The organism is Bacteroidia bacterium (assembly GCA_033391075.1).
In the GTDB taxonomy this organism is placed as follows: domain Bacteria; phylum Bacteroidota; class Bacteroidia; order J057; family J057; genus JAWPMV01.
Map to the genome: position 1 here is coordinate 4,105,932 of JAWPMV010000001.1, position 14,843 is coordinate 4,120,774.

At 39.6% G+C, this 14,843-nt stretch carries 14 protein-coding genes; 2 read left to right on the plus strand and 12 right to left on the minus strand.

What is annotated here, in order from left to right; genetic code table 11:
* Positions 1-18 precede the first annotated feature (18 nt).
* Both R8P61_16360 and R8P61_16365 read left to right on the plus strand, forming a co-directional pair.
* Positions 19-798 (plus strand): DUF4292 domain-containing protein, encoded by a 780-nt coding sequence (locus tag R8P61_16360; protein ID MDW3648642.1) that lies wholly within the window; start codon positions 19-21, stop codon positions 796-798.
* A complete protein-coding gene (locus tag R8P61_16365; protein MDW3648643.1) occupies positions 776-1,951 on the plus strand; it encodes a peptidoglycan DD-metalloendopeptidase family protein in 1,176 nt (391 codons plus the stop codon). The genes R8P61_16360 and R8P61_16365 overlap by 23 nt, the downstream gene beginning before the upstream one ends.
* 135 nt (positions 1,952-2,086) lie before the next feature.
* Here R8P61_16365 and R8P61_16370 read toward each other — a convergent pair whose 3' ends face one another.
* The 12 genes from R8P61_16370 to R8P61_16425 form a co-directional block, all read right to left on the minus strand.
* Positions 2,087-2,596: a hypothetical protein gene (locus tag R8P61_16370; protein ID MDW3648644.1), complete on the minus strand. Its 510-nt coding sequence runs from the start codon at positions 2,594-2,596 to the stop codon at positions 2,087-2,089.
* Between the two features lie 122 nt (positions 2,597-2,718).
* Entirely contained in the window at positions 2,719-3,468 is a 750-nt protein-coding gene (locus tag R8P61_16375) for a tetratricopeptide repeat protein (GenBank protein ID MDW3648645.1), read from the minus strand.
* 192 nt (positions 3,469-3,660) lie between these two features.
* Entirely contained in the window at positions 3,661-4,587 is a 927-nt protein-coding gene (locus tag R8P61_16380) for a DUF58 domain-containing protein (GenBank protein ID MDW3648646.1), read from the minus strand.
* A 92-nt stretch (positions 4,588-4,679) separates the two neighbouring features.
* A complete protein-coding gene (locus R8P61_16385) occupies positions 4,680-5,420 on the minus strand; it encodes a LytTR family DNA-binding domain-containing protein (protein MDW3648647.1) in 741 nt (246 codons plus the stop codon).
* A 23-nt stretch (positions 5,421-5,443) separates the two neighbouring features.
* Positions 5,444-6,253: a hypothetical protein gene (locus tag R8P61_16390; protein MDW3648648.1), complete on the minus strand. Its 810-nt coding sequence runs from the start codon at positions 6,251-6,253 to the stop codon at positions 5,444-5,446.
* A 50-nt stretch (positions 6,254-6,303) separates the two neighbouring features.
* Entirely contained in the window at positions 6,304-6,993 is a 690-nt protein-coding gene (locus tag R8P61_16395; protein MDW3648649.1) for an ATP-binding cassette domain-containing protein, read from the minus strand.
* Positions 6,994-7,033: 40 nt separating this feature from the next.
* A complete protein-coding gene (locus R8P61_16400; protein ID MDW3648650.1) occupies positions 7,034-7,249 on the minus strand; it encodes a fructose-6-phosphate aldolase in 216 nt (71 codons plus the stop codon).
* Between the two features lie 4 nt (positions 7,250-7,253).
* Positions 7,254-8,006: a PspC domain-containing protein gene (locus tag R8P61_16405; protein ID MDW3648651.1), complete on the minus strand. Its 753-nt coding sequence runs from the start codon at positions 8,004-8,006 to the stop codon at positions 7,254-7,256.
* 251 nt (positions 8,007-8,257) lie between these two features.
* Complete coding sequence (locus R8P61_16410; protein ID MDW3648652.1) at positions 8,258-11,608, minus strand: CHAT domain-containing protein; 3,351 nt, start codon at positions 11,606-11,608, stop codon at positions 8,258-8,260.
* On the minus strand, positions 11,608-12,291 hold the full coding sequence (locus tag R8P61_16415; protein ID MDW3648653.1) for a hypothetical protein: 684 nt from the start codon (positions 12,289-12,291) through the stop codon (positions 11,608-11,610). The genes R8P61_16410 and R8P61_16415 overlap by 1 nt, the downstream gene beginning before the upstream one ends.
* A 115-nt stretch (positions 12,292-12,406) precedes the next feature.
* Positions 12,407-12,955, minus strand: coding sequence for a hypothetical protein (locus tag R8P61_16420; GenBank protein ID MDW3648654.1), 549 nt, complete (start codon positions 12,953-12,955; stop codon positions 12,407-12,409).
* A gap of 3 nt (positions 12,956-12,958) precedes the next feature.
* Positions 12,959-14,809, minus strand: coding sequence for a hypothetical protein (locus R8P61_16425; protein ID MDW3648655.1), 1,851 nt, complete (start codon positions 14,807-14,809; stop codon positions 12,959-12,961).
* Positions 14,810-14,843 lie beyond the last annotated feature (34 nt).

A 14,843-nucleotide genomic window follows, 5' to 3' on the forward strand; every position in this document is an offset into this window, starting at 1 on the left:
ATGACCCAAACTCCAGGAATGAATTGTATAAGTAAGCTACTTATTATCCTCCCCCTATTGGCCTTGCTAAGTTTGCAATCATGCAAAGGCCTCAAGAAAAAGCAAGGTATACAGGCTGAAAAAGCCTGGAAAACAACCATTTCCAATGCTTCAAAAGAGCGGGTCGAATACAAGACCCTGGAACTTAGCGGGAAAGCACAATTGGATATCGAGAAAATGGGCGTCAATAATATGGGCGTCAGTTATCGCGTCAGCATGGAAAAGGACAAAAGAATCTGGATCCGTGTGAGCAAGCTGATCGAAGTTGCTCGTATTCTCGCAAGGCCGGACTCACTCTTCGTACTCGACAAGATCAATCGCAGATACATTGCCTGTGATTATGCACTTGCTGAAAAGTTTACCGGACTGGAAATGGATTTCGAATTATTGCAAGACCTCATATTAGGAAACTTCAATCCCATACCGGAAGAATTGAGCCCCGGTTTGCAAGAAAATGGTGTGCAAACATTTACGGGGGAGAAAGCAGGCACAGACTTCACTTATAAAATTGATAATTCCACCTTTAAGGTGAAAGAAATAAAGGCTGTGAATAGCGGATTAAAGCAAAACACGGTGATAAGCTATAGTGATTTTTCGGAGAAAGCATCTACCTTGATGCCTCAAAACACCTCGATTTCGGTGTTATCCCCAGAGGAAATCTCGATTGACTTATCTCACAGAAAAGTGGACCTTAATCCTTCGGATCCCAGCTTTTCATTTAGGGTACCCAGTTCTTATGCCAAAAGAGGCTGTAAATAGAATCACCTACCTTGTACTCTTATTGGGACTTCTTTTAGGAGCCTCTGGAGAGAGTATTGCCCAAAGTAAAAAGCAACTCCAACAGGAATTAGCCCTTACCAATGAGTTTATTGCTGAAACCCGTAAGAATCAAGAGATCAGTTTTACCGAGTATAATCTCCTGAAAGAGAAGATGAGACTTCGAAATGAATTGCTCAGAAAACTCAAAGGAGAAATTAATGAGAATCAAAAAGAGATTGAATCTTTGGATGCCATTATTTGCAAAATGGAAGAAGACATCATCAATCTGAAATTTAATTACTCTCAAACTGCTAAAGCTACCTATCTTAGCCATGACCAGTCCAACTTCTGGCTTTCTCTACTAAGTTCGGGTTCTCTATCTGAAGCCTATTACCGAATGATGTATTATCGTCAGTTTAGTAAGCACAGAAAGCAGCAGATAGAACTTCTGAAAAGAAGCCAGCAATACCTGATCGAAAAATCTATCAAACTCAATGAGAAAACAGAGTTTAGGAAAGTACTGGTAGCTGAGCAGATGGAAAGTGAAAATATCCTCAAAAAAGAAGAAGGAACAGCGGAAGAAATCGCCAGCAACCTCAAAAGTAGATATGCTGAGTATAAGGCCAATAAACGCAAGGAAAAGCAATTGGTTAAAACAGCGATCAATAAAAGCGAAAAGTCCTGGGATGCAGTCTATTCCAGTACACAGGGAGAGAGCAAGAGTAGTTTCACCGGTAAGAAAGGATTGCTTAATTGGCCGGTAAAAAGAAGTCGTTGCATCATAACCGGCAAATTTGGTAAGACTGAAGATGCTTATGGAAATCCGATTACTAATGATGGGCTTTTCATCAGAACTCAGGTAGGAGAACCCATTTTATCTGTTTTTGATGGTACAGTTACGGCAGTGCAAAATCTTCCGCTGGGAGGCAAGATGGTAGTGGTAGCTCATGGAGATTACCGGACCACTTATTCTAATTTGGATAGGGTTATTGTTCGAAAAGGAGATCAGATCAGCAGTGGCCAAAGAATCGGCACGATACATACCGACAGCCGAACAGGGGAAAGCGTATTACAATTCCTCATCTATAAACTTCCCGGGACTTTTGTCAATCCGGAATTGTGGCTGGCAGACTATACCAGGGGGAGTGATTGACTCCTTTGCACAATCCCCATTCCCCTTGAAATGGGAATGCCCGCAAGGCCAAATCAAAGATTTATGATGTGTATTCTATAAGAAGTCCGAAGAGGTCTATTCTCTTGCATGAAGAAACAGGGCTGTCGCGAAAGTTTAATTAAAAACCACCTCTATCTCATTTGATTCAACTTTCCCCACCCAGATCCCAAACTTACGGGCAAGGCCGTCTGTCTTGTTTTCATAGGTCGCTTTGAGGGTAGCTTTTATTTTTTCTCCATACAGATCCGGAATTCCCTCCCAAACACCTGTACTCATATCCACTTCAAGAATAATCGTTTCCCCCGGCATAGCCACCCAAAAATCAGGAAAATCTCCATCCCAGGCTGTAGGAGTCTTTTTTCGGATTGTATGCTTCTCCCCTTCCACTTCCCAGAGCATATTGAGATTGAAAAAGCCCCAGGTATTCCAGTCCTTCCACAACTTCAAGGTCTCTGTAGAGGTATTGGTCATCAGGATATGAAAGCGTGGATAACGATCTAAAACGATCTCTCTTTCGCCTGCAGGATTACTGATCGGTACGACCAGTTTCATTTCCCAATCTGCCTGAGAAAAGGCAAGATGGAAGCAAAAGGATAAAAACAGAAAGGAGAAAAAGCTTTTCATAGTACAAGCTAAGGAATAGGTAGCAAATGGGAATCCCCACGAAAGAGTCTAAGACTTTATCATGGGGATTCGAAGTTCGGCATTCTGCCGATAGAAAAAAATGTCTTTCCTAATATCTGTATTTACAGTTGTTTCAATTGGTGCTTCACATAGGCGGGGATCTTAAATCCTTTCAACTCTGCCATAGCAAGGTAATCATTGGCTTTATCCTTGTCGCCCATTCTCATGTGTGCAAGTCCCAGGTAATAAGGAAAGTATGCCTGATCTCCCAACTGCTTCCTGGAGGCCTTGAAGTATTTGATCGCTTTTTTGGTCTCCCCTATTTCCAGGTAAGATCTTCCGGCCAACATACGCGCATCTGCTGCTGCCTTATTGCTTTCTGCATTCAGGTATATGCGCATAGCCATTTCACTAGATTGAATGGCATCCAGATATTGCTTTTGATTATAGTGAACCAAAGCCATTCCATAATAAGCTTCAGGATGTCCTGGAAAGTGTTGGAGAAGGGTTCTATACTGAGATATAGCCATTCCGTACTCTTCACTCATTTGATAAATGGCTGCTAGTTCCTGATGAGCTTTTAGCCCTCTGGGGAATACTTTCAGGGATTTTTGGTAAGCGATAGCCGCACTATCCAGTTCACCACTTTCCCGGTGATACTTACCCAAAGAATTCAATGCCTGATAATATGCAGGATCGGTTTGGATAGCCTGCTTGCAAAAAGCCTTGGCCTCAGGAACCTTTCCTTTTTCAAAAGCAGCCTCAGCCTTGCTATAAAAGGCCATAGCTTCAGTTGAACCAGATTGGGAGAAATTTTGTGCTAAAAGGGGGGAAACTAAGCAAGTCAATAGAATGACCAGTGAATATTTCATGTGCGGATTGCCTGTTGGGTTTTAAGAATGTTTTGAATTACAATAGGCAAGGTTTTACAGTAGAAAGCTAGTATCAAGCCAAGCTTTTTCCAAACCATTAGCACGGGAACGGCTACAATGGCTTCCTTAATGGTCAGGAAGTCATGTAATATTTCGTAAATAATCAGGTAATTTTCAGAAATGAGAAAAGCTCTACTGTAGACTTCTTCTCTTGACCAGATAATCTGTCAGAACTTTATCGTAGGATTGCTTGATATCCACTTCTACGAAGTCTATGCTAAACTCATAGCAACGCTGTTTAAAACGAGCTTTAAAGGCTTTCATCATTTCCTGGTACTTGCCACGAATCTGGTTAGGCAGGACTTCAATTTTTTCGCCACTTTCCAAATCTTTCAGAATGATAGGACGATTGGGGAATTCAAAATTTTCCTCTGTATCCCGATCCAGTAAATGAAAAACCAGGACCTCATGTTTTTCATGACGAAGGTGTTGAAGGGCCTTAAAAAGCTCATCTCCATCTTCTATCTGGTTAAACAAATCCGTAATCAGCACCACAAAAGATCTCCGATTGAATTTTCTCGCTACCGTATGCAGGATTTTGGCGGTGGCAGTTCTTTTGGTGAATTGGGTTGCACTTTGAACTACTTCTTCCAACTTCTTGAAGATGGGCACCAACCAGGAGTAACGAGATTTTGCGGGTGCAAAAAAGGTAATTTCTTCATCAAAAAGAGTCATTCCTGCAGCATCTCTTTGATTGATCATGAGGTATTGAAGGGCAGCAGAAAGATAAGCCCCATACTCCATTTTACTCATGCCTTTTTGTGGGTACCGCATGGAATCACTCACATCCAAAACCACCTGACAACGCAGGTTAGTTTCTTCCTCAAAACGTTTCGAAAAAAGTTTATTGGTCTTGCCATATACCTTCCAGTCGATATTCTTCAATGACTCGCCTGGATTATAAGGTCTATGTTCTGCAAATTCTACAGAAAATCCGTGATAGGGACTTTTGTGCATCCCTGTGATAAAACCCTCAACGATAAGCTTGGCTTTGATCTCAATATTCTTTAGTCGGCTTACTACAAGCGGATCAAGGTATTTTATGGCGGATTTCTGCATAGTTTAAAGGTACGAGGAATTTCTGGGAAGTGTTCACGTATTCTGCTGTACATGAATTCTGGAAAAATTACGAGAACACGAGAACACAGGAGCTATAGCTCCGATATCTGCTGCATCACCTGGCTCTTCTTACGACTACTGACTGGCACATTAGAATCATCTGCCATGACGATATACCCACCATCGATCTTCACGAATTCACGAATGTACTCAGTATTGACCAGGTGGGATTGATGGACGCGCATGAAACCAGAATCGCTCAGCATGCCATCAAATTCTTTCAGGGTTTTGGTAACGAGCAATTGCCGACCTCCTTTGAAATAGAAGATGGTATAATTAGTACTGGATTCGCAGCGAATGATTTCCGACAAATGGACGACATGAATCTTTTCCAGGGTGTTGAGTGCCAGACGATTCATAGGTTTTTTCTCCTTTACATTGTCCAAAAGGAGGTCTAGTCGTTCTTGTTGGCTTCCCAGGGACTTACGGGCCTTTTCTACGGCAGCCAAAAGATCATCAGGGTCTATGGGTTTGAGAAGATAATCAATGGCTGAAAAACGAAAAGCCTGGATTGCATAGGCATCCGAAGCAGTAGTAAAGATGACACCGAAATTGATTTCCCCAAATATTTCCAGCAAATCAAATCCACTTCCATCCGGCATTTGTATATCCAGAAAAACGATCTGAGGTTTCTTTTCACGGATCAATTTAGCACCCTTTACTACCCCTTCCGCTTCTCCTATGATCTCCAGTTCCGGGCAGTAGCTGGCCAGATCAGCTGCCAAGGTATTTCTTGCTTCAGCTACATCATCAATAATTACTGCGGTCATCATAGTACGAAGCTAGGAAATTATCATCACAACTGCACGTGGAGATGGTCATCATGCCTTACCGCCCTGCAACCATGAAATCGCACCTTATTATAATTAAGGCCAAGTCTCTGTTTAAGATGGGGTTCCAGGAGAATTTTTCCCGCTCTGGAATCATTCACCAAAATTCTCACATAGGCTTTCATCCGAATTTCATCCAAAATCATTTTCTCTTCTGAAGTAGAGGGCATAAAGCGAGACATCAGATCGTACTGCCAATATCCTTGCTTTACACAATCTGCTGCTTTATCAATCTCTCCTTTTCTGGGCAAATCAGATCCTCCATAGCCCATAAAATTACGGGCCGTTCTATGAAGTGCATCCCCACTTTCAGCATCTTTATATAAAAAGGCTATGTCTGCTTTCTTTCCATCCGAGTGACTTAGATGGGGGACTAAGGGAAAACCCTTGAGGAAGGCTAGATTGGCATCCATATAAGCAATTACAGTCCCAGGATATTTCGCCTGCATCTTATCAGCACTATCCTGAAGTAAATCCTTCAATTCTGGACTCACATAATGTCGATTAAGAATGGCAGTAAAATAATTGAGAGGCTTTAGGTTTCCACTCAAGGGCAAAGGTACTCTTCCAAATGGTTTGGCGAGTAGGGGTAGAAGTATAAAACTGATGCAAAGATAGAAGAGCGTAAATCCAGCTATTTTCGCCAGAATTCTCTTTGACCTTTCCGGAAAGTGTTTTTTAAAATAAGGGCGAAAGCCTATGAATAATATATAAATAAGTCCTCCTAGCTGGGTGAGGATCGTCAATAATACGAAAGCCAGCAGACGTAAAAGCATACGAAAAAATCTGGCGAGGCTCATTTTATAATTGGCTTGGGAAGGAATCCCTATTGATAAAGCGGCGAATTGAGGAGGAATTCCTCAGTATCATTGTGCCTGATCAATTTTCCTTCTTTTATCTCAAGGATGCGGGAGGGGAACTTCTGGATTAAGGGATAGTCATGGGTAATGATCAATATGGCCGTACCATCTCTATTGATCTCTTGCAAGAGTCGCATAATTTCCATGCCTGCAGTTGGATCCAGATTCCCCGTAGGCTCATCAGCAATCAGGAGTTTGGGATCATTGATAAGAGAGCGGGCAATGGCTACTCTTTGTTGCTCCCCACCGGAAAGTTGGTAAGGATAAGCTTTCCCTTTACCTGCCATCCCCACTCGAATCAATACATCATTGAGTTTCTCCTTCATCGAGGAGCGATTTTTCCATCCCGAAGCCTTTAAAGCAAAAATGATATTTTCATTTACCGTTTTGTTGGGAAGGAGTTGAAAGTCCTGGAAAACGATTCCCAGCTTTCTCCTCAATAATGGGATCTGTTTTTTCTCAATATTATGTACAGAGAAAGAATCTACCTGAATAAAACCAGCATCGGGCTTAACATCTGCATAGATCAGGCGGGAGAAGGTACTCTTACCAGCACCTGTCTTACCAACCAGGTATACCCATTCACCCAAATTGATCTCACTCGAAATACCGTCAAGGACTTTTTGACCTCCAAAGGATACGGAGATCTCGTGCATGTGTACAATGATTCTGGTTCCTAACATGGGTCGCTTTTGCTCAGACTTCTACCTTCGTGATCTTGCCATAATCTTCCATATCGTCTATGGCTTTCTGGATAATGGCAGCCTGATCAGGATTGGGGACAACCTTACTCAGACGTTCTTTTCTATTGGGACGAAAATACCCAACCAGGGTAAGATTCTCATCTCTCAATTGAATATAGTCCGGGATTTTGGCTTTCCCTTTCACCTTCATGAGGTAGTAGGTTGGCATCTATCTAGTTTTTGAATATATCTCTATTCGTTCCGGCATTCCCGCCTGTTCCTGGTTTGGAACCCCGGTAACCGAACATGTCGTCATAATTGGTCGGAAGGACCATTGAGAGCAAGAGATACACAAAGATAGAAGCACCACCCGAAGCGAATAGGGAGGCGATGAAGGCAAAACGAATCAATACGGCAGAGATGCCAAAGTAATCCGCAATACCGCCTGCGACTCCGGAGAATACCCGATTGCTTCTGGAACGACGGAGACCTTTTTGTCTACCGGTCGTGAAGGTTTCGGCTCTTCGATAGTCGGTGCGATTTCGAGTGCTTCTATAAGAATTTTCAGTAGAGCGATCCTGTGTACGGGAACGACTCTTTTCTTCGTTTCTTGGGGGTGGCGGAGGTGCCGGTTTTGTCTTACGATATACGTTAAGTGCCGGGAAATTGAGTTCTTTCTTGCGGAAAGCGAGTCTCATGGTTTTGAAAAAACCATATCCCAGTGCAAGGTATCCGATTACAGAAAGGATGGGTACAAGCGCTTCAAAGAGATCCCCGATAACGGGAACCGTTCCTGCAAAGATGGTCGTAACCAGGAGACCGGCTCCTGCTACCAGCGCCATCATACCTGCAGCCCCTAATTGCGTACCCTGATCTTTAGCGACCTCTTCTTCCGCTTCTCTGATCTTTTCTATGTCATCATACATCAAAGAGGTGTCGAACTCTTCGATTATGCTACTTCTTCTTCTTGATCTTTCTCTGGCCATATATTTTGTGAGGAAATACGATTACAGTTCTTCACCTATAGTTTACGCAGAAATTTCGATAAGTTTTCAAGAAAATCAAAATGAGTAGGTCTTTCCTGAAATTATTTATTTGATTTTGCTGAATTAGTCAAGGGATAGGAACGTTTTTGCGTGTTGGAGTGTTAGGGTGTTAGCGTTTTAGAGAGGGTGTTCAGGTGTTCTTGTATTCTCGTGTTCTGGAAAAATCACTAGAACACGAGAACACCAGCGCACTATAACACTTTCTTTTGGCTGCTATATCTTCTTAATACTGCATAGATCACGAGTAATAAGAAAAAGCCTATGGCCAGCATCCACCAATTCTTTTCGAACCAATTGTCTTCGACGATGGGTTTGTCATCTCCGATGAGGGTAAAGCCTGCCCAGTAGAAGGGGTGGGCGTCAGCATGTTCGTTTAGATAATCAAGTTTGGCGAGTTGGAGGGCTTCGTCTTTGCCTTTGCCATCGGCGAGGTGCTGGTAGAAGCTTTCCATGAGGCGACGGGTAGCCGATTCCTGCACTTGCCAAAGGGACATGACCGTATTCGGACTACCGGCATGTGCAAAGGCTCGGGCCAGGGACATGATCCCCTCCCCTGCCTGGATTTTGCCTAAGCCCGTTTGGCAGGCTGACATAACGACCAATTCGGCATTAAGTCGCATATTGTAGATCTCATAGGCATGGAGTATTCCTTCATTAGTTGGGTTGGTGCTATCAGATATTCCAGCAGCCTCCAGCATCGATCGAGGTGTGAAAGCCAAACCGGAATACATAGGATCACAATCATCTGTAAATCCATGCATGGTTAAATGAAGGATACGATAATCATTGGCTATCTCTTTGAAGCGGGCTTCGCTGGCATTGAGGGTATCGAAGCGGGTCCCATTTATATTTGCCAGAATTTCATCCAGTTCCTGGCTAGACTGCGCTAGGTCTACGAAATCATCTTCATCAGGAAGTTCACATGTTTCTCCTCCTGCACTTTTAAAGGCTTGCACCAATTGGGATTTACTCATATAGGAAGGGGCAAAGGCAGCCATTAGGGCTTTATCTTCTGTTTCCTTGTCTTCCAGCAATTTCATCAGGGTAGCTGAGTAGGCCTGACGGATACTGAATTTCTTCATAAGAAATGGATAGCTGCGATAGTCGTAGATATCCTGCGGATACTCAGTCAATAGAGCATCCCAGGGAAGATAGCCAAGCTTGCCATCGGGAACGATGATGAGTTGGGGTTTTCCTTCGTGAGTAATTGGTTTTAATGAGTCCAGCAGCGGTTCTACAAGCACTTGGTACAAGTCATGAGCCTGCTGTGCATAATAGCTTCTAAATTCTTTATCGCTCTTGGGGGTAGTCTTTGAGCTCAGGAGAAATTGGTTTAATTCTACGTCGAAGTTTTCGGGTAAGTTGAGCTTTTGGAAGCTGACATCATCGCGATTGATGGCGAAGGCGTAAAGGGCGGTGTCTGTGCGGAAGTATTCGAGAAGGGTTTCTGAGGGAGAAAGGGTGGATTGGAGTTCCCCAAGGGAGATTACTTTTGTGTTGTATTTGGAGCGTGCGAAGGCGGGGTGGGTTTCATTTAAATTTTCAATGATTTTATCATTTCGCTGGTGATAGTAATGAAGACTATCTTTGATTGAATTCTTATTTAACTCCGTTTTAGAGAATCTTGAATCATCGAATTTTAATAATGACTTAAAATACAGAATTTTAGCTTCCAGGAAATGTAATTCATTCTCAATTTCATCGTTGGGCAAGAAGGTGGAAATCTTGCTCAATTCATTAAGATTAAGATATAAATCATTTGATTTAGCCTTTTCAGAAAACAAGAAACTTTGGTTCAATATTTTTTTGATCTCCTTTTTATTAGAAATTTCGTAGCCAGCCCAAATACCAATACCGTATATTTCTTTTCTTCCTTCCAGAAATGTAAACCTGTCCCTACCTTGATTAATTACCAATTTCATAGAATCGATAACTTGATCAGCCAGGGAACTTACTTTCATACTCTTTTCTAGAAGATCATAAGATTTATGGAATGTGTATGATCGAGATAGGATTTTCGCCTTCATTTGGAGCGATAATAAAGAGTAAATATCTATGTCTTTCTCTTGTATATATTCAGACATAGATGGATAATTTTTTTCGAACTCTAAAAATTCAGTATCAACTAAACTTTTGTCAATATAGTTGACTGCGGAATCATAGCTTTCTATGTTAAAAAAGGCAGAAGAAATTCTTTCATCCAAGACCTTCTCTCTAAGACTTTTTTTCCCATTTGATGCTAGTAAAGATTTTGCCTTTTTATATTCTTTCAATGCCCTATGAAAATCATTCTTCAACAAGAACAGGTCTCCAAAATACTGATAAAGCAAAGCTTGCTTAGGTTTATTTTCTATAAAATCCTTTGAGTATTTATATCCATCTAATGCCTTATTCAAAAATTGTTCTCCCTTATCTGTTTCTGCAGATTTTATAAATTTCATTGCAATTGTAAAATCAAAATCGGGAATCAATTTTGCCATATTGGGGCTAGATTTCAAAATCTCACTAGCTTCTTGGTAGTATCCTAAAATTTCTTCTATTTCCGTATGACCATAAGGAAGGTTTGCTAAATTTTGGAGAATTCTCAGTTTCTTATTTTTGTTCTTTTCAAAACCCAAATTCTCATACAGCCTAAACGATTTCTGGAATGCTTCTTTTGCCCTGGTAAAATTGTTTTGACTTAACCATGCATATGCGGAATAATTAAGAATTTCGGCTTCTTTTGCCTTGGATACTTTCCTTGTAGAATAAATTTCATCGCTCCTTTTAAATGCCTTTAATGCAGCATAAGGTTTTTGTGAATAAACCATATTCATGCCCAAATCTTGAAAGTACCTAGCCTTTCTAGGAGCATTCTCAGGGAAAAAATTTATAAGAATAGAATCTATTTTGGATAGATAATACCGTGATTCTCTATACTTTCCCTTTGCAAGATATAACCATTGAAGTTTTGACAACAAATCAACTTCCAATGCATTTCCATAACTAGAATTTATAGGGAAGAACTCAATTAAATATGCAACATCCTCTATTTTTGTAATAACCTCATTTGAAATATTGTGTGAAATTTTAAGGTATTGACTCTTTATGAATTCGAGCGAATCCAACCTATCCATCCCCATATTTAATTTAATCGCCAGGTTTATTTTTTCAATAGAACTGCTCCAATCTTGATCTCGAAGTGCTAGTCGTGCCTGATGATTAATATGTCTTATTAATGAAGAATTGGCCGTACCTTTACTTCCATCTGTGTTAGTTGATTTAAGCAGGCTATCTATAACATGGGTTCTACCCAATTCGAAACAAGTTTCAATATAATTTTGAAAAGCTTCTTCACGATCGATTTTGGTGTTATTATCAATTGAGAAAAATTGTGCATAATGGTGATACGCACTGTCCCACATGAATAAGTTGAAATATTCACTTGCTAATTCAATATTTGAATTAGAAACATTTAACAATTCCTTATCGTCCTGGGTATTCTCAGTCAGACAAGAAATAGTCAAAATCAAGAGTCCTGCTAAAAATACTCTAAAAGACACTACTCGTAAAATTCAATAAAATTCAGGATTTCGGGTATTTTCGAAGAATTGCAACGTATTCTCAAAAAGGAACTCTCATTCATCTTAATAATATAAGTCCTGATAAAGGTCTGATGTTCAAGGTAAAAGCCCTGGGTACTAAGTCCATTAGGACCTTTCAAATCATAATTGACATCTACCCTGACTGGCTTAGGGTTAATATTATTATCAATTTGAATTTGATGATCATAATAATCTCGGATTTGGGTAAAAGCATCTGAGACTCCTAAACTGCTATAATCAAACTTTGCAATAGTTATCCCGCTATCTGCATCAGCTTTTTGAAAATTAAAGTAAAGCAAATTCCCAGTTGGTATTGATTCCTCATTATTCACTTCATTTAATTCAAAAATAGACGCATAGATCCTTTCTGCATTTTCAGGATTGGCATCATGGTAGGCATCTCCACCACCTGGAGGAGGAGGTAAATTACAAGCAGGAAGGCCTTCATCAGGGCTAGCATTGCCATTTACAAAAATACCGGTGACTAAGGTATCATGTCCAATAAATGTATTATAATCCACACCAACGGCTAATAATTCTCCACTCCATACATCATAAAAATTCCCCAAATCTCCGTAACAATCTTGGGAAGCTTCAGGACATTGTATGTTTCCACTTTCCATGCAGATCCGTAGTTTCACTGCAGGTGTATCAGGAAAACACGAAGTCTCACAATCTCCACAACACGTGCAGGATGACAAAATCCCACTGACTAATAAAACAATCAATAGGTTTTTATATCCCAATTTTACAAACTTATTTTTTGATTCCATTGTAGTATGATTTTTTAGCAAAGTCGAAATTATCGGGGATCAATTTATCTGATTGAAGCTGTTGAATGAGATTGTTAATGTATTCAATCAATATTGGATCCTGAGTTTTTCTCTTGGTTTTAGACAAATATTTACCATTGTAATTTGCTTGTATAGCTGCAATGGCTGTGATAGCTCTCAATCTTGCGATCTTATTGATATTATTAAGGTTTTCTATCGGAGATATAGGAGAAATTTTCAAATCATTACTGTTGACCCAATCAATAAATTTAAATGAGATTATTTGGTATCTCTGATAAATATTTGCTATTAAATGTCGTGGCAAACCATACTCCACAACATCTTGCAAAAACGGAATGGCATCCTCCCCAAGAAGAAGAATCTGGTTTAACTCTCCATCAAGACATTCCTCACAAAGCAAAAATGGCATTGAATTACGTTCTATCAGACTTTTGTCTAATGGAACTACTTTTTTACTACAAGAGATTAAACTTATAGAAAACAGAATTACAATTGAACAGGTGAATTTCATGTTTCAGTTATTGAGCCCAACACATGGACACTCTTTGTCATACCGATAAAAGGTATCAGTATGCCATTCTTCACAAGCACGACACGCTTGATTAAGCCTTAATCCATTAAGAATTAGCGAAGAATATGGTTTTATGTTCATTCGCGTTATTTGCCCTAAAGTAAATTCAAATCTCCCGACAGCTCCCGAATTCATGAAATTATCGGAAACTGTAACATTACTAATACTGTTATATTCACAATCTAATACCCCACTTGCTCCAATATGTTCTAAGCCGAAACTATGACCAAATTCATGAGTAAGTGTCTCGGAGATAGCATTCCGAACATCAATGATTATTATATTTTCAAAAATATAAACTCCTCTTCTAGAAGCTGGAACAGTTCGCGTGATAGGATTATTATTATCATCTAATGCTGAAATAGTAGAAGGAGGATGCAAATAATATACATTCAGTGCATTTTCAACAAAGTGGTTTGTCAAGCTAAATGTGTTTTTGAATTGTCTTTCAATAAGAGGCCTACGAGGATTACTAGCATGGTAAATAAGACTACTAAGCTGTTCCATTAAATTATCATCATCTACATTGGTGATAACAGCATTATTTACTACTCCTCTAAGATTGATTCCCGTTTGATATCTCTCGAAATTACAAGCTGCAAGCCCAAATTCCGAACTTATTTTTGAACTCCTATCTATTGATATTCCCATAGGAGTTACATTAAATAACTTAACTACTGGTTCATGCCTAGGTTTGAGGCTGATATAATAACTTCCATTAAGGCCACTATTTAAGGTCACGTGGCAAAGCTGATTTTTTCGATTATAAATGAATAATTCAGTGTTCGGCCTATCTGATTGTAGGTTTGGGACATTAAAGAAATAAATTACTTTTCCTGGATTATTAGATTCTATATAGTGAAATGGCCAATACAAATTATCATTAAGATGATTTCCGTTTGAATCATAACCATCGATCGAAAGAGTAGGCCTGTAAAAGTAGTTATCTGGATTTGGTAAAGGATTGGCCATGTTGAATGGAGTGGCCTCTACGCAAATGAGACTCCTAAAATAAAAAGGTCTAGGTACTGGAATTAATATTCCCAATAGAGGAATCGAAAAAGGTAAAATCATCCGGGAAATACATGATCGAGCCCCGTCTCCACCTAATAAAGAAATTAAAGACTTCAGGGTAGTGTAATCATTCTCCGTATAACCTGGAAAGAAAAAAGAATTTAGTTGATCCTTAAATTCATACTCGATAGAATAGTTACCAACTTTTTCAGCCTTATATAATTGCTCAATATTAAATATAAAATTTTTGTATGAATTCTCTGAGTCTAAAATCCTAGGTACTAATTTTATATCAGCAATAACTGGGAGTAACCTTCTTTTTCCAACTATATGGCTTAAAGCAAGAACTTCCTGCTTGTTACTTTCATACAGACTCGAATCAAGCTTGTTTATTTCGATTTGTTTGATACCCTTAACAACAGTTCTTCCCTCTTTTATTAATAGTTTTGTATTACTTAAAATCTTATAATTTCCTGTCAAAATTAGTTCATTAAAACTAAAACCAGGAGTCCTTCCAAAATCCAGAACTAAGGAATCAATAAGATTAATTACGGAATCAGTAGGAGGTTCGAAATTAATCACCCAATCTAGTTCTGTTTTATGACTTAATGGTTTCAGGCAATATTCACAGCCCCATACAATTGCTCGAGATTGATTATGAACTAAAGTTAAATGTTCAGGAAATAAAGAATTCGTATAAGATTGAGAAAAAACTGGCTGCCCTAGAAATAGCATAACTGTTACTATTATTTGGCAAAATCTTAGAACAAGTAATTTCATTGGGCAAGTTATTAGAAGGGGGATATATTTAAAT

Excerpts from the sequence above, each read along its gene's own strand:
- R8P61_16360 (MDW3648642.1), top strand. The coding sequence starts at position 19 with ATGAATTGTATAAGTAAGCTACTTATTATCCTCCCCCTATTGGCCTTG.
- R8P61_16365 (MDW3648643.1), top strand. The coding sequence starts at position 776 with ATGCCAAAAGAGGCTGTAAATAGAATCACCTACCTTGTACTCTTATTG.
- R8P61_16370 (MDW3648644.1), bottom strand. The coding sequence starts at position 2,596 with ATGAAAAGCTTTTTCTCCTTTCTGTTTTTATCCTTTTGCTTCCATCTT.
- R8P61_16375 (MDW3648645.1), bottom strand. The coding sequence starts at position 3,468 with ATGAAATATTCACTGGTCATTCTATTGACTTGCTTAGTTTCCCCCCTT.
- R8P61_16380 (MDW3648646.1), bottom strand. The coding sequence starts at position 4,587 with ATGCAGAAATCCGCCATAAAATACCTTGATCCGCTTGTAGTAAGCCGA.
- R8P61_16385 (MDW3648647.1), bottom strand. The coding sequence starts at position 5,420 with ATGATGACCGCAGTAATTATTGATGATGTAGCTGAAGCAAGAAATACC.
- R8P61_16390 (MDW3648648.1), bottom strand. The coding sequence starts at position 6,253 with ATGCTTTTACGTCTGCTGGCTTTCGTATTATTGACGATCCTCACCCAG.
- R8P61_16395 (MDW3648649.1), bottom strand. The coding sequence starts at position 6,993 with ATGCACGAGATCTCCGTATCCTTTGGAGGTCAAAAAGTCCTTGACGGT.
- R8P61_16400 (MDW3648650.1), bottom strand. The coding sequence starts at position 7,249 with ATGCCAACCTACTACCTCATGAAGGTGAAAGGGAAAGCCAAAATCCCG.
- R8P61_16405 (MDW3648651.1), bottom strand. The coding sequence starts at position 8,006 with ATGGCCAGAGAAAGATCAAGAAGAAGAAGTAGCATAATCGAAGAGTTC.
- R8P61_16420 (MDW3648654.1), bottom strand. The coding sequence starts at position 12,955 with ATGAAATTCACCTGTTCAATTGTAATTCTGTTTTCTATAAGTTTAATC.
- R8P61_16425 (MDW3648655.1), bottom strand. The coding sequence starts at position 14,809 with ATGAAATTACTTGTTCTAAGATTTTGCCAAATAATAGTAACAGTTATG.